The 20,477-nt window shown below is 55.1% G+C and carries 20 protein-coding genes; 17 read left to right on the top strand and 3 right to left on the bottom strand.

All coding sequences use genetic code 11. The features are described from left to right. Positions 1 to 14: 14 nt before the first annotated feature. Positions 15 to 1,190 carry a 3-demethoxyubiquinol 3-hydroxylase gene (gene ubiF / locus ACE38U_RS15375; protein ID WP_375530082.1) on the bottom strand — a complete coding sequence of 392 codons (1,176 nt, stop codon included), beginning with the start codon at positions 1,188 to 1,190 and terminating at the stop codon, positions 15 to 17. A gap of 123 nt (positions 1,191 to 1,313) precedes the next feature. Between ubiF and miaB the strand changes: the two genes are divergently transcribed. From miaB to lnt, 5 genes are all read left to right on the top strand, one after another. After that, positions 1,314 to 2,738: a tRNA (N6-isopentenyl adenosine(37)-C2)-methylthiotransferase MiaB gene (gene miaB, locus ACE38U_RS15370; RefSeq protein ID WP_038474677.1), complete on the top strand. Its 1,425-nt coding sequence runs from the start codon at positions 1,314 to 1,316 to the stop codon at positions 2,736 to 2,738. A gap of 210 nt (positions 2,739 to 2,948) precedes the next feature. Continuing rightward, positions 2,949 to 4,010: a PhoH family protein gene (locus tag ACE38U_RS15365; protein ID WP_038474680.1), complete on the top strand. Its 1,062-nt coding sequence runs from the start codon at positions 2,949 to 2,951 to the stop codon at positions 4,008 to 4,010. Beyond that, positions 4,007 to 4,474 (top strand): rRNA maturation RNase YbeY, encoded by a 468-nt coding sequence (gene ybeY / locus ACE38U_RS15360; protein ID WP_375530081.1) that lies wholly within the window; start codon positions 4,007 to 4,009, stop codon positions 4,472 to 4,474. The genes ACE38U_RS15365 and ybeY overlap by 4 nt, the downstream gene beginning before the upstream one ends. 99 nt (positions 4,475 to 4,573) lie before the next feature. Continuing rightward, entirely contained in the window at positions 4,574 to 5,452 is an 879-nt protein-coding gene (gene corC / locus ACE38U_RS15355) for a CNNM family magnesium/cobalt transport protein CorC (RefSeq protein ID WP_038474686.1), read from the top strand. A gap of 7 nt (positions 5,453 to 5,459) precedes the next feature. Next, positions 5,460 to 7,001, top strand: a complete 1,542-nt coding sequence (gene lnt, locus ACE38U_RS15350; RefSeq protein ID WP_038474689.1) for an apolipoprotein N-acyltransferase — start codon at positions 5,460 to 5,462, stop codon at positions 6,999 to 7,001. Positions 7,002 to 7,085: 84 nt separating this feature from the next. On the opposite strand, the gene ACE38U_RS15345 is transcribed toward lnt, so the two are convergent. Beyond that, positions 7,086 to 7,337 carry a hypothetical protein gene (locus tag ACE38U_RS15345; RefSeq protein WP_158399821.1) on the bottom strand — a complete coding sequence of 84 codons (252 nt, stop codon included), beginning with the start codon at positions 7,335 to 7,337 and terminating at the stop codon, positions 7,086 to 7,088. 46 nt (positions 7,338 to 7,383) lie between these two features. Here ACE38U_RS15345 and ACE38U_RS15340 point away from each other — a divergent pair, with 46 nt between their 5' ends. The 4 genes from ACE38U_RS15340 to ACE38U_RS15325 all read left to right on the top strand — a co-directional run bounded on the left by ACE38U_RS15340 (position 7,384) and on the right by ACE38U_RS15325 (position 10,628). Then, a complete protein-coding gene (locus ACE38U_RS15340; protein ID WP_038474695.1) occupies positions 7,384 to 8,289 on the top strand; it encodes an amino acid ABC transporter substrate-binding protein in 906 nt (301 codons plus the stop codon). A 199-nt stretch (positions 8,290 to 8,488) separates the two neighbouring features. Beyond that, entirely contained in the window at positions 8,489 to 9,229 is a 741-nt protein-coding gene (locus ACE38U_RS15335) for an amino acid ABC transporter permease (RefSeq protein ID WP_375530080.1), read from the top strand. Continuing rightward, positions 9,229 to 9,903: a glutamate/aspartate ABC transporter permease GltK gene (gene gltK / locus ACE38U_RS15330; protein WP_038474700.1), complete on the top strand. Its 675-nt coding sequence runs from the start codon at positions 9,229 to 9,231 to the stop codon at positions 9,901 to 9,903. The genes ACE38U_RS15335 and gltK overlap by 1 nt, the downstream gene beginning before the upstream one ends. Continuing rightward, positions 9,903 to 10,628: an amino acid ABC transporter ATP-binding protein gene (locus tag ACE38U_RS15325; RefSeq protein WP_038474702.1), complete on the top strand. Its 726-nt coding sequence runs from the start codon at positions 9,903 to 9,905 to the stop codon at positions 10,626 to 10,628. The genes gltK and ACE38U_RS15325 overlap by 1 nt, the downstream gene beginning before the upstream one ends. 51 nt (positions 10,629 to 10,679) lie before the next feature. Here ACE38U_RS15325 and ACE38U_RS15320 read toward each other — a convergent pair whose 3' ends face one another. After that, entirely contained in the window at positions 10,680 to 11,162 is a 483-nt protein-coding gene (locus ACE38U_RS15320; RefSeq protein WP_038474705.1) for a zinc ribbon-containing protein, read from the bottom strand. A 264-nt stretch (positions 11,163 to 11,426) separates the two neighbouring features. On the opposite strand from ACE38U_RS15320, the gene leuS reads away from it, so the two are divergent. The 8 genes from leuS to mrdB all read left to right on the top strand — a co-directional run bounded on the left by leuS (position 11,427) and on the right by mrdB (position 20,462). Further along, positions 11,427 to 14,009, top strand: coding sequence for a leucine--tRNA ligase (gene leuS, locus ACE38U_RS15315; protein WP_375530079.1), 2,583 nt, complete (start codon positions 11,427 to 11,429; stop codon positions 14,007 to 14,009). A 14-nt stretch (positions 14,010 to 14,023) separates the two neighbouring features. Then, positions 14,024 to 14,641, top strand: coding sequence for an LPS assembly lipoprotein LptE (gene lptE / locus ACE38U_RS15310; protein ID WP_176982604.1), 618 nt, complete (start codon positions 14,024 to 14,026; stop codon positions 14,639 to 14,641). Beyond that, the gene (gene holA, locus ACE38U_RS15305) at positions 14,638 to 15,669 is read left to right on the top strand and encodes a DNA polymerase III subunit delta (protein WP_038474714.1); all 1,032 of its coding nucleotides are present in this window, start codon (positions 14,638 to 14,640) and stop codon (positions 15,667 to 15,669) included. Before lptE ends, holA begins: the two co-directional genes overlap by 4 nt. Further along, positions 15,662 to 16,309 (top strand): nicotinate-nucleotide adenylyltransferase, encoded by a 648-nt coding sequence (nadD, locus tag ACE38U_RS15300; protein ID WP_038474717.1) that lies wholly within the window; start codon positions 15,662 to 15,664, stop codon positions 16,307 to 16,309. Before holA ends, nadD begins: the two co-directional genes overlap by 8 nt. 317 nt (positions 16,310 to 16,626) lie before the next feature. Next, positions 16,627 to 16,944, top strand: coding sequence for a ribosome silencing factor (gene rsfS, locus ACE38U_RS15295; protein ID WP_038474720.1), 318 nt, complete (start codon positions 16,627 to 16,629; stop codon positions 16,942 to 16,944). 3 nt (positions 16,945 to 16,947) lie between these two features. Next, a complete protein-coding gene (gene rlmH, locus ACE38U_RS15290; RefSeq protein ID WP_008456055.1) occupies positions 16,948 to 17,418 on the top strand; it encodes a 23S rRNA (pseudouridine(1915)-N(3))-methyltransferase RlmH in 471 nt (156 codons plus the stop codon). Between the two features lie 27 nt (positions 17,419 to 17,445). Beyond that, entirely contained in the window at positions 17,446 to 19,347 is a 1,902-nt protein-coding gene (gene mrdA / locus ACE38U_RS15285) for a peptidoglycan DD-transpeptidase MrdA (RefSeq protein WP_038474723.1), read from the top strand. A 2-nt stretch (positions 19,348 to 19,349) separates the two neighbouring features. Beyond that, entirely contained in the window at positions 19,350 to 20,462 is a 1,113-nt protein-coding gene (gene mrdB, locus ACE38U_RS15280) for a peptidoglycan glycosyltransferase MrdB (RefSeq protein WP_038474726.1), read from the top strand. Positions 20,463 to 20,477: the final 15 nt, after the last annotated feature.

Raw genomic sequence — 20,477 nt, 5'->3', positions numbered from 1 at the left:
AGAGGGCATAAAGATTAGAGTCCCAGGGCGTATTTCAGCGCTTTACGCTTCAGGCCGCCTGCTCTTTCCGCAGCCATCAGCCCAATATTACGCACCACGCGCAGCGGCCCAAGGTTGTTACTGAATCCGGCATAGAACAGATCCATTCCGCTCTGCATCAGGAAGTTGTCCGCCTGACGACGTGCCTGGTAGCGTTTCAGGATCGCCTCACTCTTCCAGTCCTCGGCGTGGCTACGGGCATTAATTATCACATCAAGCAAAGCATCCACATCGCGATAGCCCAGGTTCACACCCTGCCCGGCCAAAGGATGAATCGTATGCGCCGCATCACCGACCAGCGCTAACCCCTGCTGTACATACTGCAAAGCATGCCGACGAGTCAGAGGAAACGCGCCGCAGGCCAACGGCGTGACCGCCCCCAGCCGCTCAGGGAAAGTGGCTGCAATCGCTTTTTGCAGCTGCGGCAGGGTCATTCCCTGCAGCTGGCGGATGCGTGCTGGCGTATCGTACCAGACGAGCGAGGCCCAGTTGTCAAACAGCGGCAAGAAGGCATGCGGCCCGGTCGGCGTGAAGTGCTGCCAGGTGCTGTCCCCGGGATCGGTCTCACATTTAACGGTAATCAGCATGCAGGACTGGCGATACTGCCAGGCATGCACGCCTATCCCCGCCCATTTTCTGATCTGGGAATTCGCGCCGTCCGCGCCAATCACCATCTCAGTATGAAGTGAATTTCCTGCTTCAAACTCAAGCGACCACCCCGCCTGCTGGCGATGGATTTGCTTCAGCCTGGCCGGACAATGCAAAGTGACCTGCGGATGAGCTTCCAGCGCTTCCCAAAGTACGCGCTGCAGCACGTTATTCTCCACCATAAAACCAAGCTCAGGCAGGCCCAGCTCGGCAGCATCAAAACTGACGTGCGCGCTCTCCCACTCCCAGGTTTCCAGGCGGCGATAGGCATGAGCCCGCATCGCTAAAACTTTGTCCCACACGCCAAGAGACTTGAGCAGCCCAACCGATGCGCTGCTGATTGCAGAAATTCGGACATCCGGCTGGCTTTCCGGAACAAAAACCTCTGGCGCCTGATGCTCAATAACGGCTACCCGAATCCCCTGCTGTGCCAGGCCCAGCGCTGCCGCCGCGCCGACCATCCCACCGCCGACAACGGCGACTTCAATTGGTTGATTTGCCATGAGTCTCATTCCTTCATTCATCTGTGCCAATTCTACTGGCTTTTCCCAGGCTGGTCACATCCATAGCAAAGCATTACACTATCCGGCTTAATTCCTGACTTCACCTTGAGCAATGGCAAGTCGATGACAAAAAAACTCCATATAAAAACCTGGGGCTGTCAGATGAACGAATACGATTCATCAAAGATGGCCGATCTGCTGGACAGCACCCACGGCTTCACGCTGACCGATAACGCGAATGAAGCGGATGTTCTGCTGCTGAACACCTGCTCAATTCGCGAAAAAGCACAGGAAAAGGTGTTTCACCTGCTGGGGCGATGGAAGCATATCAAGGCTAAAAGACCGGACGTTATCATCGGCGTTGGAGGCTGCGTTGCTTCTCAGGAAGGGAAAAAAATTCGCCAGCGCGCGCACTATGTGGACATCGTCTTTGGTCCGCAAACCCTGCACCGCCTGCCGGAGATGATCAATCAGGTTCGCGGCACTCGTAGCCCGGTCGTTGATGTCAGTTTCCCGGAAATTGAAAAATTTGACCGCCTGCCAGAACCAAAAGCCGACGGTCCGACAGCCTATGTCTCAATCATGGAAGGCTGCAACAAGTACTGCACCTACTGCGTGGTGCCTTACACCCGTGGGGAAGAAGTCAGCCGCCCATGTGACGATATTCTGTTTGAAATCGCCCAACTGGCGGAACAGGGCGTGCGTGAAGTCAACCTGCTTGGCCAGAACGTTAACGCTTATCGCGGCGCGGCCTACGACGGCGGCATCTGCTCGTTTGCCGAACTTCTGCGCCTGGTTGCGGCAATTGACGGCATCGACCGCATTCGTTTCACCACCAGCCACCCTATCGAGTTCACCGATGACATCATCGAAGTGTATCGCGATACTCCGGAGCTGGTGAGCTTCCTGCACCTGCCTATACAGAGTGGTGCAGACCGCGTGCTGAATCTGATGGGCCGTACGCACACCGCGCTGGAATATAAATCCACTATCCGTAAGCTGCGCGCCGCGCGCCCGGATATTCAGATTAGCTCAGACTTCATCGTTGGCTTCCCGGGCGAAACCAGCCAGGACTTCGAGCAGACCATGAAGCTGATTGCCGACGTCAACTTTGATACCAGCTTCAGCTTTATCTTCTCCGCGCGTCCGGGCACCCCGGCCGCAGATATGGTTGATGACGTGCCGGAAGAAGAGAAGAAACAGCGCCTTTATATCCTGCAGGATCGCATCAACCAGCAGGTGATGAACTGGAGCCGTAAAATGCTGGGCACCGTGCAGCGTATTCTGGTTGAAGGCACTTCGCGTAAAAGCATTATGCAGCTGTCCGGCCGCACCGAAAATAACCGCGTGGTTAACTTCGAAGGAACGCCTGACATGGTCGGGAAGTTCGTGGATGTTGAAATCACCGAAGTCCTGACCAACTCCCTGCGCGCGAAGCTGGTACGCACCGAAGACGAGATGGGCCTGCGCATTGCTGAAACACCGGCATCCGTCATCGCCCGTACCCGTAAAGAGAATGACATTGGGGTAGGGATTTACCAGCCTTAACCCTTTCAGTGGCCTGTCGGAAAGCGAGTCCTGGTTCCGGCAGGCTGCCTCATTGTTTGCACTTGCATTCTGAAGACATCACCCAAATATCAATTGTGACGCTTGCGCCATCACGCTGCGGGATAAATAATTTCCCTGTAGCCGGGATTATATTTCGGCTACGAGAAACCGTTTTACTCTAACTGGCCCCGAGTGACCCAGAGGATAAGTTTGAATATCGAAACACGTGAATTAACGCTGGAACCGGCGGATAACGCCCGTCTGCTTAGTCTGTGCGGCCCTTTTGATGACAACATCAAACAGCTGGAGCGCCGACTGGGGATTGAAATCAACCGCCGTGACAATCATTTCAGACTCACCGGCCGTGAGCTCTCCGTTAACGCCGCTGCGGATATTCTGCGCCATCTCTACGTAGACACTGCGCCAATGCGCGGCCAAAGCCAGGATATCGACCCGGAACAAATCCACCTGGCCATTAAAGAGAGCCGGGTGCTGGAGCAAACGGCGGACAGCGTGCCGGATTACGGCAAGGCCATCAATATTAAGACCAAGCGTGGGGTTATCAAACCACGTACGCCTAACCAGGCGCAGTACATCGCGAACATTCTCGATCATGACATTACCTTCGGCATTGGGCCTGCGGGGACAGGGAAAACCTACCTCGCCGTCGCCGCCGCCGTTGATGCGCTGGAGCGCCAGGAGATTCGCCGTATTCTGCTGACCCGTCCTGCCGTTGAAGCGGGTGAGAAGCTGGGCTTCCTGCCTGGGGATTTGAGCCAGAAAGTGGACCCGTACCTGCGCCCGCTGTACGACGCGCTGTTTGAAATGCTGGGCTTCGAGAAAGTCGAAAAGCTGATTGAACGTAACGTTATCGAGGTGGCTCCGCTGGCCTATATGCGTGGCCGCACTCTGAACGATGCCTTTGTCATTCTCGACGAAAGCCAGAACACCACCACCGAACAGATGAAAATGTTCCTGACCCGCATTGGCTTCAACTCCAAAGCGGTTATTACCGGTGACGTGACGCAGATAGACCTGCCGCGCAACCTGAAGTCCGGTTTACGTCATGCTATCGACGTGTTGTCCGGGGTGGATGAGATCAGCTTTAACTTCCTTAATAGTGAAGACGTGGTGCGTCACCCGGTTGTGGCCCGCATCGTTAACGCCTATGAAGCCTGGGAAACCGCCGATCAAAAGCGTAAAGACGAGCTCGCCGCAGAGCGCAAACGTGAAGCGCTTGCCCTGCAGGCCTCTGCTCAGGAGAGCAAATGAGTCAGGTTATTTTAGATTTACAGGTTGCCTGCGAGGAAGAAAGTGGCCTGCCGGACGAAGCACAGATCCAGCGCTGGCTGGATGCGGTTATCCCGCAGTTTCAGGCAGAGTCAGAGGTAACCGTTCGTCTGGTTGATACAGAAGAAAGTCACGATCTGAACCTGACCTATCGCGGCAAGGATAAGCCAACCAACGTGCTTTCTTTCCCGTTTGAAGCACCTCCTGGCATCGAACTGCCGCTGCTTGGCGACCTGATCATCTGCCGCCAGGTGGTTGAGCAGGAGGCTAAAGAGCAGGAGAAGCCGCTGGAAGCTCACTGGGCGCATATGGTTGTGCACGGTAGCCTGCATCTGCTCGGCTACGACCACATTGAAGACGATGAGGCCGAAGAGATGGAAGCGCTGGAAACAGAGATAATGCTTGCTCTTGGGTATGCCGATCCGTACATTGCCGAGAAAGAGTAGTCGGCTCAGGGTTTTCCCTTTGCCGCAGTAACGCGCAGGCAGCGCACCATCAGGCTGCCTGTTAGTATTTGATTAATATGAGGCCTTAAACCTAACGCCATGAGCGACGACAATTCACAGAATAGTGACACGCCGGAAGCCAAAAAGGGATTTTTCTCCCTCATCCTCAACCAGCTGTTTCACGGTGAACCTAAAAACCGTGACGATCTGCTAACGCTCATTCGTGATTCTGAGCAAAACTCTCTGATAGACCAGGACACCCGCGACATGCTCGAAGGGGTGATGGATATCGCCGACCAGCGCGTCCGCGACATCATGATCCCGCGTTCGCAGATGGTGACGCTTAAGCACAACCAGACGCTGGACGAGTGCCTCGATGTCATTATCGAATCCGCTCACTCCCGCTTCCCGGTTATCAGCGAAGACAAAGATCACATCGAAGGGATTCTGATGGCGAAAGATCTGCTGCCGTTTATGCGCAGCGATTCTGAGCCGTTTAGCATGGAAAAAGTATTACGTCAGGTCGTTGTCGTGCCTGAAAGTAAGCGGGTTGACCGCATGCTGAAAGAGTTTCGTCAGCAGCGCTACCACATGGCGATTGTCATTGATGAATTCGGCGGCGTTTCAGGCCTCGTGACCATCGAAGATATTCTTGAGCTGATTGTCGGCGAAATCGAAGACGAGTACGACGACGAAGAAGACGGCGATTTCCGCCAGCTGAGTCGCCATACTTGGACGGTGCGCGCCCTCGCCTCTATTGAAGACTTCAACGATACCTTCGACACGCACTTTAGCGACGAAGAAGTCGACACCATCGGCGGCCTGGTGATGCAAGCCTTTGGCCATCTGCCTGCCCGTGGCGAAACCATTGAAATAGATGGTTACCAGTTCAAAGTCGCGATGGCCGATAGCCGTCGTATTATTCAGGTTCATGTCAGAATTCCGGACGACTCGCCGCAACCTAAACTGGACGAATAACGCCGCTATGGCTATAGCTCAACTTCTTCAACGCCAGCGCATTCGCCTGCTGCTGGCGCTTTTGTTTGGTGCCTGCGGAACGCTGGCTTTTTCTCCCTATGATGTCTGGCCAGCGGCCATTGTCTCGCTTGCCGGTTTACAGGGATTAACGCTAAATCGTCGCCCGGTGCAAAGCGCCTCAATTGGCTTCTTCTGGGGGCTGGGGCTGTTCGGCAGCGGCGTTAACTGGGTGTACGTGAGCATTGCCCAGTTCGGCGGTATGCCGGGCCCGGTGAACGTATTCCTGGTGGTGCTTCTGGCCGCCTACCTGTCGCTATACACCGGCCTGTTCGCCGGCGTTCTCAGCAAGCTATGGCCTAAAACAACGTGGTGGCGCGTGGCCATTGCCGCCCCGGTCGTCTGGCAAATTACCGAATTCCTGCGCGGCTGGGTACTCACCGGCTTCCCGTGGCTGCAGTTTGGCTATAGCCAGATAGACGGCCCGTTAAAAGGCATCGCGCCGATTTTTGGGGTCGACACCATTACGTTCCTGCTGATGATCATCAGCGGCCTTCTGGTTTATGCCCTCCAGGCGCGTAAGTGGGTTCCCGCCGTGGTCTCCGCCGCATTGCTCCTCCTGCCCTGGCCGCTGCGCAGTATTCAGTGGTTTCAGCCACAGGCGGAACGCTCCGTCGACGTGGCGATGGTGCAGGGCAACATTCCTCAGTCGCTGAAATGGAATGAAAGCCAGCTGCTGGACACGCTGAAAATCTATCTGGATAAAACGCAGCCGGAGATGGGCAAGGCGCAGCTGATTATCTGGCCGGAATCGGCTATCTCCGATCTGGAAATCAATCAGCAGCAGTTCCTGACCATGATGGATGACCTGCTGCGCTCGAAGCACAGCTCGTTAATTACCGGCATCGTCGACGCCCGCCTTAACAAGCAGAACAGGTACGACACCTACAACACCATTATTACCCTTGGTGAAGGTAGCCCTTACAGCTATACCAGCAGCAATCGCTACAATAAAAACCACCTGGTTCCCTTTGGTGAGTTTGTCCCGCTTGAATCGATTCTGCGCCCGCTGGCACCGTTCTTCGATCTGCCGATGTCTTCGTTCAGCCGTGGCCCCTACGTTCAGCCGCAGCTGCTCTCAAACGGCGTCCGGCTAACGGCGGCTATCTGCTACGAGATTATCCTGGGTGAACAGGTACGCGATAACTTCCGGCCGGATACCGACTTCCTGCTGACCATCTCCAACGATGCCTGGTTCGGTAAATCTATCGGGCCGTGGCAGCACCTGCAGATGGCGCGCATGCGTTCGCTGGAGCTCGGGCGGCCTCTGTTGCGCAGCACCAATAACGGTGTGACCGCGGTGGTCAACGCCGAAGGTGATATCACCCATATCATCCCGCAGTTCACCCGCGAAGTGCTGGAGGCAAAAGTCACGCCAACCACTGGCCTGACGCCTTATGCACGTTTCGGCTTCTGGCCTCTTTGGGTCATTACCGCCCTGTTTGGCTTTGGTGCCCTGGTGATGAGCCTGCGTAGCCGTAATAAAAAGTAACCCCCCCTTCTGATAAAAAGGCCGGCAAATTTGCTGGCCTTTTTCATTTCTGGCACGAGCTTTGCTAGATTTTAGCTGTAGAAATCAAATAACTGGCGCAAAGACGCCCTGTGGCCTGGCCGTATCGGGCAATGAAAAGCTCATGCACCAAAAAGCGACATCGCAAGCACCGTTATAGTGCATCGGCATATCTTTGCCTTTAAAGGGTGCGGCGCGCTTCGCAAAAATAAACATCTTCTTAGCAATTTCTTTACATTCAGCTAGGTTAGATGTTAACAAAAGAGCATTGCATGACGCTTTTAGCAACATGAAAAAACAACAAAACACAACACTCACATCGGATACCGGTGCCTCCTCTGGCACTAAGATTAAGGAGTTGGATATGCAATTACGTAAACTGGCCACGGCAATGCTGGTGATGGGCATGAGCGCCACGATGGTTCATGCAGAAGACGCTAAGCCTCAGCAGTCAACGCTGGATAAAATCAAAGCCAACGGCGTTATCGTGGTCGGCCACCGTGAATCATCTGTACCTTTCTCTTACTACGACAACCAACAAAAAGTGGTTGGCTACTCTCAGGATTACTCTAACGCCATCGTGGAAGCGGTGAAGAAGCAGCTAAATAAACCTGACCTGCAGGTGAAGCTGATTCCAATTACCTCTCAAAACCGTATCCCGCTGCTGCAAAACGGCACCTTCGATTTTGAATGCGGTTCCACTACCAACAACCTGGAGCGTCAAAAACAAGCCGCGTTCTCCGACACTATTTTCGTGGTCGGTACCCGCCTGCTGGTGAAAAAAGGCGGTGCAATTAAAGACTTCCCGGACCTGAAAGGTAAAACCGTTGTCGTCACCTCAGGCACCACTTCCGAAATTCTGCTCAACAAGCTGAACGACGAGCAGAAAATGGACATGCGCATTATCAGCGCCAAAGACCACGGTGACTCCTTCCGTACGCTGGAAAGCGGTCGTGCCGTTGCCTTTATGATGGATGACGCCCTGCTGGCCGGTGAACGTGCGAAAGCAAAACAGCCGGATAACTGGGAGATCCTCGGCAAGCCGCAGTCCGAGGAAGCTTACGGCTGCATGCTGCGTAAAGACGACCCAGCGTTTAAAAAGCTGATGGATGACACCATCGCGAAGGCGCAAACCTCCGGTGAAGCCGCCAAATGGTTTGATAAGTGGTTTAAACAGCCAATTCCACCGAAGAACCTCAACATGAACTTCGATCTTTCTAACGAAATGAAAGCGCTGTTCAAGGAACCAAACGACAAAGCTCTCAACTAATTAGAAACACAGGGGCCGGAAAAATCCGCCCTCCCGATTGACGAACTGAAGCCTGGACAGACTATGCGTTGGTGGGTCGTTCCCCCACCAGCGTGAAGGTGCCCAAAACGCAGGCAAAGATCTGCTTAAAGGCGCCGGCTTCTCATCAATCTTCGAGGGTAGCCTGAGCTACCCTCTTTTTTTTCTCTCGGAGTAAGTTATGTCTATAGACTGGAACTGGGGAATCTTTTTACAGCCCGCCCCGTTCGGCAACACAACCTATCTGGGCTGGATTTGGAATGGCTTCCAGGTCACCGTCGCCCTGTCAATTACCGCATGGATCATTGCTTTTCTGGTAGGGTCTCTGTTTGGTATTTTGCGTACGGTCCCTAACAAATTCCTGTCCGGGCTCGGTACGCTATACGTTGAACTCTTTCGCAACGTTCCCCTGATAGTGCAATTCTTCACCTGGTATCTGGTCGTGCCTGAACTGCTGCCGGAAAACCTCGGCATGTGGTTTAAGTCCGAGCTGGACCCCAATATTCAGTTCTTCCTCTCGTCAATGATTTGCCTGGGGCTGTTTACCGCCGCTCGCGTTTGCGAACAGGTTCGTGCGGCTATCCAATCTTTGCCTCGCGGGCAAAAGAACGCCGCGCTGGCGATGGGATTAACCCTGCCACAGGCCTACCGCTACGTGCTGCTGCCTAACGCCTACCGCGTCATCGTCCCGCCAATGACTTCCGAAATGATGAACCTGGTGAAAAACTCGGCCATCGCTTCAACCATTGGCCTGGTAGACATGGCGGCACAGGCGGGCAAACTGCTGGATTACTCGGCACACGCCTATGAATCCTTTACGGCGATTACCCTTGCCTATGTACTGATCAACGCCGTCATCATGGGCGTGATGTATATAGTCGAACGTAAAATTCGCCTGCCTGGCAATATGGGGGGCAAATAATGCACGATTTTGACTGGAGTTCTATTCTGCCTGCCCTGCCTTTCCTGATGCAGGGCCTGGTCATTACCCTCAAAATCACCGTTACGGCGGTGGTGATTGGTATTGTCTGGGGCACGCTGCTGGCGGTCATGCGCCTGTCGAGCTTCAAGCCGATCGCATGGTTCGCTACCGTCTACGTGAACGTTTTCCGCTCCGTGCCGCTGGTCATGGTGCTGCTCTGGTTCTATCTGGTGGTCCCGGGCTTCCTGCAATCGGTGCTCGGCCTGTCGCCAAAGACCGATATTCGCCTGATTTCCGCGATGGTTGCCTTCTCAATGTTTGAAGCCGCCTACTACTCGGAAATCATCCGTGCCGGCATTCAGAGTATTTCCAGAGGGCAGTCAAACGCCGCGCTGGCGTTGGGCATGACCCACTGGCAGTCGATGAAGCTCATCATCCTGCCGCAGGCTTTCCGCGCCATGGTGCCACTGCTGTTAACCCAGGGGATCGTGCTGTTCCAGGACACCTCTCTGGTGTACGTTTTAAGCCTGGCCGACTTCTTCCGTACCGCCTCCACTATCGGCGAGCGTGACGGAACTCAGGTCGAAATGATCCTGTTTGCCGGCCTGGTCTATTTTGTGATTAGCCTCAGTGCATCGCTGTTGGTCAGCTACTTGAAGAAAAGGACTGTGTAATGATTACCCTGAAAAATGTTTCTAAATGGTATGGTCACTTTCAGGTGCTGACCGAGTGCTCCACCGAAGTGAAAAAAGGCGAAGTGGTGGTGGTTTGCGGGCCTTCCGGCTCCGGCAAATCCACGCTTATCAAAACCGTCAACGGCCTGGAGCCGGTGCAAAAAGGCGAGATTCTGGTTAACGGTACTCAGGTTAACGACAAGAAAACCAATCTGGCGCAGCTGCGTTCGCACGTCGGCATGGTGTTCCAACACTTCGAGCTGTTCCCGCACCTGTCGATTATCGAAAACCTGACGCTTGCCCAGGTCAAAGTGCTGAAGCGTGATAAAGCCGCGTCTCGCGCCAAAGGGTTAAAGCTGCTGGAGCGTGTAGGGCTTTCCGCACATGCCGATAAATATCCGGCCCAGCTCTCCGGCGGCCAGCAGCAGCGCGTCGCCATTGCTCGTGCCCTGTGCATGGATCCTATTGCAATGCTGTTCGACGAACCCACCTCCGCGCTCGATCCGGAAATGATCAACGAAGTGCTGGACGTGATGGTTGAGCTGGCAAACGAAGGCATGACGATGATGGTTGTGACCCACGAAATGGGCTTTGCCCGCAAAGTGGCTAACCGCGTTATCTTCATGGATGAGGGGAAAATTGTCGAAGATTCGAACAAAGACGATTTCTTCAATAATCCGCAGTCAGAGCGCGCCAAAGACTTCCTGGCGAAGATCCTTCACTAAGCAAATTGCCTAATCCAGGTAAAAGGCCTTCCCAAACGGGAAGGCTTTTTTTTAAGGTTCAAACGGGCGACGGTGAAACTGGTTGTGCCCACATTTTGGGCAAACTGGCAGCACGTCCGGGGTATAAATCGCGATGTGATGATGGCAGTTTTCACACACCAGGTTTCCAAGCCCTACCACTTCACCGCTGTGATACACGCCGTGGTGGCTAAGGTCTTTAAACACTTCCCGCCATTCCAGCTGGGTTTTATCGGTAATGTCTGCAAGCTCCTGCCACAGGCTCTCTTTAATCACCCGCATAAAGACGCTGTCGGTAAATTCCTCCTGGCTTTCACCGTAGCTACGCGCGAACTCTTCGAGGTCGCGCCGTACCGCTCGCGTCACCTCTTCTATTTCCGTTCGGGTCAGTTCGCCGGTGTCATTCATCTGCTTGCGAGCGCTTGCAACCAGCGCGTCGATATCACGCTCGCCCTTGCGCAACCGTTCGCTCAGCGATTCAATCAGTTCCCGGTAAAATTGAGCAACCTTGTTCATCGTTAGCCTGCCTCCTTGAAGGATTCCTGCATTCGCGGTGTGGTAACTGACTCTAATAGTAGACCTTAATCCGGCAACGCTTTGTTAGTTTAGCCACACCCTGGGTAAAAAACTGCAAGCATCCCGTAACGGCGAAATGGTCACTGAGGGCGTTGAAAGGCTGTTTTGCCGCTGTCTAATCGGCTATGCTATGGCGATCTGAGCTCGAATTCATTAAAGGCTACTTTTCGTAGCCGTCTTTCATTAACAGGACTACTGGCTGCCATGCAAGAGCAATACCGCCCGGAAGAGATAGAATCCAACGTCCAGCAACACTGGCAAGAGAACCGTACTTTTGAAGTGACCGAAGACGAAGGCAAAGAGAAATACTACTGCCTCTCAATGCTGCCCTATCCTTCCGGCCGACTACATATGGGCCACGTCCGTAACTACACCATCGGCGACGTTATCGCGCGCTACCAGCGCATGCTGGGTAAAAACGTCATGCAGCCGATTGGCTGGGATGCGTTCGGCCTGCCGGCTGAAGGCGCTGCGGTAAAAAACAATACTGCGCCAGCCCCGTGGACCTACGACAACATTAATTACATGAAGAACCAGCTGAAAACGCTGGGCTTTGGCTACGACTGGAGCCGTGAACTGGCCACCTGTACGCCTGAGTACTACCGCTGGGAACAGCAGTTCTTCACTCAGCTGTATAACAAAGGTCTGGTTTATAAAAAAACCTCCGCGGTTAACTGGTGCCCGAACGACCAGACCGTGCTGGCGAACGAGCAGGTTATCGACGGCTGCTGCTGGCGCTGTGACACCAAGGTTGAGCGTAAAGAGATCCCGCAGTGGTTCATTAAAATCACCGCCTACGCCGACGAATTGCTGAACGACCTGGATACGCTGGACCACTGGCCAGATCAGGTCAAAACCATGCAGCGCAACTGGATTGGCCGCTCCGAAGGCGTGGAAATCACTTTCGACGTTGAAAATAGCGCCGAGAAGCTGACCGTTTACACCACGCGTCCTGATACCTTTATGGGTGTGACCTATCTGGCCGTTGCCGCCGGTCACCCTCTGGCTCAGCAGGCTGCGGTAAATAACCCAGCGCTTGCCGAATTTATTGAAGAGTGCCGGAACACCAAAGTGGCCGAAGCCGACATGGCGACCATGGAGAAGAAAGGCGTCGCTACCGGCATCAACGCCATTCATCCGCTGACCGGCGAAAGCGTTCCGGTCTGGGTGGCCAACTTCGTGCTGATGGAATACGGCACCGGCGCAGTGATGGCCGTTCCGGGTCACGATCAGCGCGACTGGGAATTCGCCACTAAATACAGCCTGTCAATCAAGCCGGTTATTCTGAATGCCGACGGCAGCGAGCCGGATCTTTCCGCCTCCGCAATGACCGAGAAAGGCGCACTGTTTAACTCCGGCGAATTCGACGGTCTGGACTTCCAGCAGGCGTTTAACGCGATTGCCGATAAGCTGGCAGCCAAAGGCGTAGGCGAACGTAAAGTGAACTTCCGCCTGCGCGACTGGGGCGTTTCCCGTCAGCGGTACTGGGGCGCACCAATCCCGATGGTGACCCTGGAAGACGGCACCGTGATGCCAACGCCTGAAGACCAGCTGCCGGTTATTCTGCCGGAAGACGTGGTTATGGACGGTATCACCAGCCCAATTAAAGCCGATCCTGAGTGGGCCAAAACCACCGTCAACGGCATGCCTGCGCTGCGCGAAACCGATACCTTCGACACCTTTATGGAGTCTTCCTGGTACTACGCGCGCTATACCTGCCCACAGTACGATAAAGGCATGCTGGACTCCAAAGCGGCCAACTACTGGCTGCCGGTCGATATCTACATCGGCGGTATCGAACACGCCATCATGCACCTGCTCTACTTCCGCTTCTTCCACAAGCTGATGCGCGACGCGGGAATGGTGACCTCTAACGAACCGGCTAAACAGCTGCTGTGCCAGGGTATGGTGCTGGCGGATGCCTTCTACTACACCGGCGTTAACGGCGAGCGTAACTGGGTTTCCCCGGTAGACGCCATCGTTGAGCGCGACGAGAAAGGCCGCATCATAAAAGCACGTGACGCAGAAGGCCGTGAACTGGTCTATGCTGGCATGAGCAAAATGTCGAAGTCGAAAAACAACGGCATCGACCCGCAGGTGATGGTTGAACGCTACGGCGCGGATACCGTTCGTCTGTTTATGATGTTTGCTTCACCGGCGGATATGACGCTTGAGTGGCAAGAGTCCGGCGTAGAAGGCGCAAACCGCTTCCTGAAACGCGTCTGGAAACTGGTCTACGAACACACGAACCGTGGCGCCGCGCCTGCGCTGGACATCGCCGCCCTGAGCGAAGATCAGAAAGCACTGCGCCGCGACGTGCATAAAACAATTGCCAAAGTGACCGACGATATCGGCCGCCGCCAGACCTTTAACACCGCCATCGCTGCCATCATGGAGCTGATGAACAAGCTGGCAAGAGCGCCGCAGGACGGCGAGCAGGATCGTGCTCTGCTGAACGAAGCGCTGCTGGCCGTTGTGCGCATGCTGTATCCGTTCACCCCGCACGTTTGCTTCGACATGTGGCAGTCGCTGGGCGGTGAAGGCGATGTGGACAACGCGCCGTGGCCACAGGCTGACGAGCAGGCAATGGTTGAAGACTCTCGTCTGGTCGTGGTTCAGGTTAACGGCAAAGTGCGCGGTAAAGTGACCGTGCCTGCTGATGCCACCGAAGCACAGGTGCGCGAGCGCGCCGGTCAGGAACACCTGGTCGCGAAATATCTTGAGGGTGTAACCGTGCGTAAAGTGATTTACGTCCCGGGTAAACTGCTCAACCTGGTTGTGGGCTAAGCGCAGGAGGAAGCGTGCGACATCCCTTTGTCACCCTGTTAGTAACCCTGGCGGTGCTGGTCACCGCCGGATGTGGTTTTCACCTGCGTGGCAACACGCAGGTTCCCTCAGAGATGAAGACGCTGATCCTCAACTCTGGCGATCCTAACGGCCCGTTAACGCGTGAAATCCGTAAGCAACTACGCTTAAACGGCGTCACGATTGTGGACGATACCGGCACTGGCGTCCGCAAGGATATTCCGTCCCTGCGCGTGGGTGCTTTAGGCCTCAGCCAGGATACCGCTTCGGTGTTCCAGAACGGTCAGACCGCGGAATACCAGATGGTGATGATTGTTAATGCCCAGGTCCTGATCCCGGGTCATGACATTTATCCGATCAGCGCGAAGACCTACCGTTCGTTCTTTGATAACCCGCTGACTGCGCTGGCGAAAGACGCCGAGCAGGATTTGATTATCAAAGAGATGTACACCAACGTTGCCCAACAGCTGATCCGCAAACTGCTGGCCGTTCACGCTGCAGATCTTGAAGCAACAAAGGATGAGGAAAAACCGGTTAGTGCACAAAAATCGGTCGCTCCGGCTCCTGCTGGCCGGGTATCCACCACTCTGCCGGCAACCCCTGTTAGCAAATGATCCGAGTGTATCCGGAACAACTCCACGCGCAGCTCAATGAAGGGCTGCGCGCGGCGTATCTGCTGTCAGGTAACGATCCTCTCTTACTGCAGGAAAGCCAGGATGCTGTCCGCAAAAGCGCGCAGCTACAGGGCTTTGAAGAACATCACACCGTTCAGATTGATGCCTCCACAGACTGGCAGGCGTTATTTTCCATTTGCCAGGCCCTGAGCCTTTTCGCCAGCCGCCAGACGCTGCTCCTGCTGCTGCCGGAAAACGGCCCGAATGCGGCGATTAACGCGCAGCTGGAAACGCTGGTGAGCCTGCTTCATGACGACATCCTGCTGCTGGTTCGTGGAAATAAGCTGACGAAAGCGCAGGAGAATGCTGCCTGGTTTACCCAACTGGCAAACCGCTCCGTGCTCGTCACCTGCCAGACGCCTGAACAGGCAAACCTGCCCCGCTGGGTGTCCCAGCGCGCAAAACAGATGAACCTGACGCTGGACGATGCGGCTAATCAGCTGCTCTGCTACTGCTATGAGGGCAATCTGCTGGCGCTTTCTCAGGCGCTGGAAAGGCTTTCTCTTATCTGGACAGACGGCAAACTCACGCTGCCGCGCGTCGAACAGGCGGTGAATGATGCCGCCCACTTCACGCCTTTTCACTGGGTAGATGCCCTGCTCGCCGGTAAGAGCAAACGAGCGCTGCATATATTGCAACAGCTTCGGCTGGAGGCCAGCGAGCCGGTCATTCTGCTGCGGACGTTACAGCGTGAACTCCTGCAACTGGTCAATCTCAAACGCCAGTCTGCAACGACGCCGCTGCGTACGTTGTTCGATCAGCAACGCGTGTGGCAAAACCGCCGCCAGCTCGTTACCGAGGCGCTGAACCGCGTATCGGCCGAGCAGCTTTACCAGGCCGTTCGTTTACTGACGCGCATCGAGCTGACGCTGAAGAAAGACTACGGGCAGTCTGTCTGGGACGATCTCGAAGGCCTTTCCTTGTTGATCTGCCATAAAGCTTTACCGGAAATCTTTATTGATGCCTGACACTTCTCTTCTGGCGCTGTACGGCGGGACCTTTGATCCTATCCATTACGGCCACCTGAAATCGGTTGAAGCCCTGGCACGCCTGGTGAAGCTGAAAAGCGTCACCATCATGCCGAATAATGTGCCACCTCATCGTCCACAGCCGAAAGCCAGCAGCGAGCAGCGCAAAGAGATGATTGAGCTGGCGATAGCCGGTAATCCGTTGTTTATCCTTGATGACCGAGAGCTGACTCGCACTACGCCATCCTGGACCGTGGAAACTCTGGAACTGCTCCGGGCTGAACTGGGGCCGAAGCAGCCGCTGGCCTTTATTATCGGTCAGGACTCTTTACTCAGCCTGCACCGCTGGCACCGTTGGGAAACGCTGCTCACGCTTTGCCATCTGCTGGTCACCCAGCGGCCAGGCTATCCGTTAACCATGGAAACACCCGAGCAGCAGGCGTGGCTCGCACAAAACGTAACGGATTCGGTCGAAACATTACATCAGCAGCCGGCAGGAAAAGTCTTCCTCGCGCAAACCCCACTCTACGACATCTCAGCGACCACTATTCGCCATCGCCTTGAGAATAATCAGCCCTGTGACGACCTGCTCCCGCCTGACGTACTGGCTTTTATTCTCCAGCACGGGCTTTATCGCTAAGCGTCAGGGCTGGTCTGAATTACCGGGGAGAACGACAGTGAAGTGTACTGGTTTACGCTATTATGTTTTACCGGGAGTGCCAGCCATTGACACCACCCCTCAGGCTGTTATGCTCCGCTGCCATAATTTCCTGCCCGTAAATCCGGCTTTTCTGAAATAGTTTTACAAAAATGGCGATGCAAACTCCGGCGTGCAATGGGATGATACCCCGCGATTCGCGCTGGCCGGCCAATTTTTCAGCCAAAGCCGCCTGCCCTGTTGGGTATAGGGTTATTTACGGGCCAAACCACACACTCTTATTCTCTCAGGGGGAACACTTGCAGGGTAAAGCACTTCAGGATTTCATCGTCGATAAAATCGACGACCTCAAAGGCCAGGACATCATCGCGATTGATGTTAAAGGCAAATCCAGCATCACCGACTGCATGGTCATCTGCACCGGGACGTCTAACCGCCACGTCATGTCTATTGCTGAACACGTTGTACAGTCCTCCCGCGAAGTTGGCCTGTCGCCGATGGGCGTGAAAGGCATTAACGCTTCCGACTGGGTTGTTGTCGATCTGGGCGAAATTATCGTTCACGTCATGCAGGAAGAGAGCCGCCAGCTGTACGAACTGGAAAAACTCTGGAGCTAACGGGTGAAGCTGCAACTGGTGGCCGTTGGAACCAAAATGCCTGACTGGGTGCAGACCGGCTTTACCGAGTACCTGCGTCGATTCCCGAAAGACATGCCTTTTGAGCTGGTAGAAATTCCGGCTGGAAAACGCGGCAAAAATGCCGATATCAAACGCATCCTCGAAAAAGAGGGCGAAATGATGCTGGCCGCCGCGGGCAAAGGTAACCGGATAGTGACGCTGGATATCCCCGGTCAACCGTGGGACACCCCGCAGCTTGCCACGCAGCTGGAACGCTGGAAACAGGATGGCCGCGACGTCAGCCTGTTGATCGGTGGCCCGGAAGGCTTAGCGCCAGCCTGCAAGGCCGCGGCCGAGCAAAGCTGGTCGCTCTCCACGCTAACCATGCCTCATCCGCTGGTCAGGGTGCTGGTAGCGGAAAGCCTCTATCGGGCGTGGAGCATTACCACCAACCACCCTTACCATCGTGAGTAAACCTGAGCGGGTAAAACTAAGCAGCGAATGAAATTACAGAATTCTTTTCGCGACTACACTGCTGAGTCTGCGCTCTTTGTGCGCCGGGCGCTGGTCGCTTTTATCGGCATTTTGCTGCTTACCGGCGTGCTGATCGCCAACCTTTATAATCTGCAGATCGTCCGCTTCAACGACTACCAGACTCGGTCCAATGAAAACCGCATCAAGCTGGTTCCTATTCCGCCGAGCCGCGGTATTATCTACGATCGCAACGGCACGCCGCTGGCGCTGAACCGCACCATCTACCAAATTGAGATGATGCCGGAGAAGGTCGATAACGTTCAGGACACGCTGGAGGCGCTTCGCCCGGTCGTTGACCTGACCGATGACGACATCGCCAACTTCAAAAAAGAGCGTTCACGCTCGCACCGTTTTACCTCCATAGCGGTAAAAACCAACCTGACCGAAGTTCAGGTTGCCCGCTTTGCGGTAAACCAGTACCGCTTCCCCGGCGTGGAAGTTAAAGGCTACAAGCGCCGCTACTATCCTTATGGCTCCGCACTGACCCACGTCATCGGCTACGTCTCTAAAATCAACGATAAAGACGTTGAGCGCCTGGATAAAGAAGGCAAGCTGGCCAACTACGCTTCGACCCACGACATCGGCAAGCTCGGCATCGAACGCTATTACGAAGATGTCCTGCACGGCCAGACGGGCTACGAAGAGGTTGAAGTTAACAACCGTGGCCGCGTTATCCGCCAGCTTAAAGAAGTGCCGCCCCAGGCAGGGCACGATATTTATCTGACGCTGGACCTCAAGCTTCAAACGTATATCGAAACCCTGCTGGCGGGCAGCCGTGCTGCGGTAGTGGTCACAGACCCGCGCACCGGCGGCATTCTGGCGCTGGTTTCAATGCCAAGCTACAACCCGAACCTGTTTGTGGATGGGATCTCAAGCAAGGACTATTCCGGCCTGCTGAGCGACCCGAATACCCCGCTGATTAACCGTGCGACCCAGGGCGTTTACCCTCCGGCCTCTACCGTAAAACCTTACATGGCGGTTTCGGCGCTGAGCGCGGGCGTCATTACGCGTAACACTTCGCTGTTTGACCCAGGCTGGTGGCAGCTGCCAGGCTCGGAAAAACGCTACCGCGACTGGAAAAAATGGGGCCACGGCCGCCTGAACGTGACCAAATCGCTGGAAGAATCCGCCGATACCTTCTTCTACCAGGTCGCCTACGACATGGGGATCGACCGCATAGGTGAATGGATGAGCAAATTCGGCTATGGTCACCTCACGGGAATCGACCTCTCCGAAGAACGTGCGGGTAACATGCCAACGCGCGAGTGGAAGCTGAAACGCTTTAAAAAGCCGTGGTATCAGGGTGACACCATTCCGGTAGGCATCGGCCAGGGCTACTGGACAGCAACGCCAATCCAGATGAGCAAGGCGATGATGATCCTGATTAACGACGGTATCGTTCGCGTGCCGCATCTGCTGATGAGCACCACGGAAAACGGCAAACAGGTTCCGTGGCAGCAGCCGACAGAAGCCCCCGTGGGCGACATTCACTCAGGCTATTGGGAAATCGCTAAAGACGGGATGTATGGCGTAGCCAACCGGCCTAACGGCACCGCGCACAAATACTTCGCCAATGCGCCTTACAAAGTGGCGGCGAAATCCGGTACCGCGCAGGTCTTCGGCCTGAAGGCCAACGAAACATATAACGCACACAAAATTGCTGAGCGTCTGCGCGACCACAAGCTGATGACGGCGTTCGCACCGTACGACAACCCACAGTTCACCGTGACCATGATTCTGGAGAACGGCGGCGCAGGTCCGGCCGTCGGGACTATCATGCGCCAGATCCTCGACCACGTCATGTTGGGGGATAACAACACGGTACTGCCGTCTGAAGCACCGGCCACCTCGGCCGCAGAGGATCAATAAGCATGACTGACAATCCTAATAAAAAGACGATTTGGGATAAGATCCACCTCGACCCGACTTTCCTGGTGACTATCCTCGCCCTGCTGGTCTTCAGCGCCCTGGTGGTGTGGAGCGCCAGCGGTCAGGATATGGGCATGATGGAGCGTAAAGTCGGCCAGATCCTGATGGGGCTGGTTATCATGGTCGTTATGGCGCAGATCCCGCCCCGCGTGTATGAAGGCTGGGCGCCCTATCTCTACATTTTCTGTATTATTTTGCTGGTCGCGGTTGACGCCTTCGGGGCTATTTCAAAAGGGGCACAGCGCTGGCTGGACTTAGGCTTTGTCCGTTTTCAGCCTTCGGAAATCGCTAAAATTGCCGTCCCGCTGATGGTCGCCCGTTTTATTAACCGCGACGTTTGCCCGCCCACGCTGAAAAACACCGGCATCGCGCTTATCCTGATCTTCATGCCTACCCTGCTGGTTGCCGCGCAGCCTGACCTCGGCACCTCTATTCTGGTCGCCGCTTCGGGTCTGTTCGTGCTGTTCCTCTCCGGCATGAGCTGGCGGCTTATTCTGGTTGCCGTGCTGCTGGTTGCGGCCTTCGTGCCTATCCTGTGGTTCTTCCTGATGCACGACTACCAGCGCGCTCGCGTGATGATGCTGCTGGATCCGGAAAGCGATCCGCTGGGCGCGGGCTATCATATTATTCAGTCCAAAATCGCTATCGGCTCCGGTGGCCTTCGCGGCAAGGGCTGGCTGCACGGCACGCAGTCTCAGCTTGAATTCCTGCCCGAACGCCACACGGACTTTATCTTCGCGGTGCTGGCTGAAGAGCTAGGATTAGTGGGTATTCTGGTGCTGCTGGCGCTTTATCTGCTGCTTATCATGCGTGGCCTGTTTATTGCCGCTCGGGCGCAAACTACCTTCGGGCGCGTGATGGCCGGCGGACTGATGCTCATTCTGTTCGTCTATGTATTTGTAAATATTGGCATGGTTAGTGGTATCTTACCGGTGGTCGGCGTGCCGTTACCGCTCGTCAGTTACGGGGGGTCGGCGCTCATCGTTCTGATGGCCGGGTTCGGTATCGTCATGTCGATACACACACACAGAAAAATGTTATCAAAAAGCGTGTAACTGGATGAGGTGCGC

The organism is Cedecea selenatireducens (genome assembly GCF_042138895.1).
Classification (GTDB): domain Bacteria; phylum Pseudomonadota; class Gammaproteobacteria; order Enterobacterales; family Enterobacteriaceae; genus Cedecea; species Cedecea selenatireducens.
This window is presented reverse-complemented; position numbering and strand designations above follow the sequence as displayed.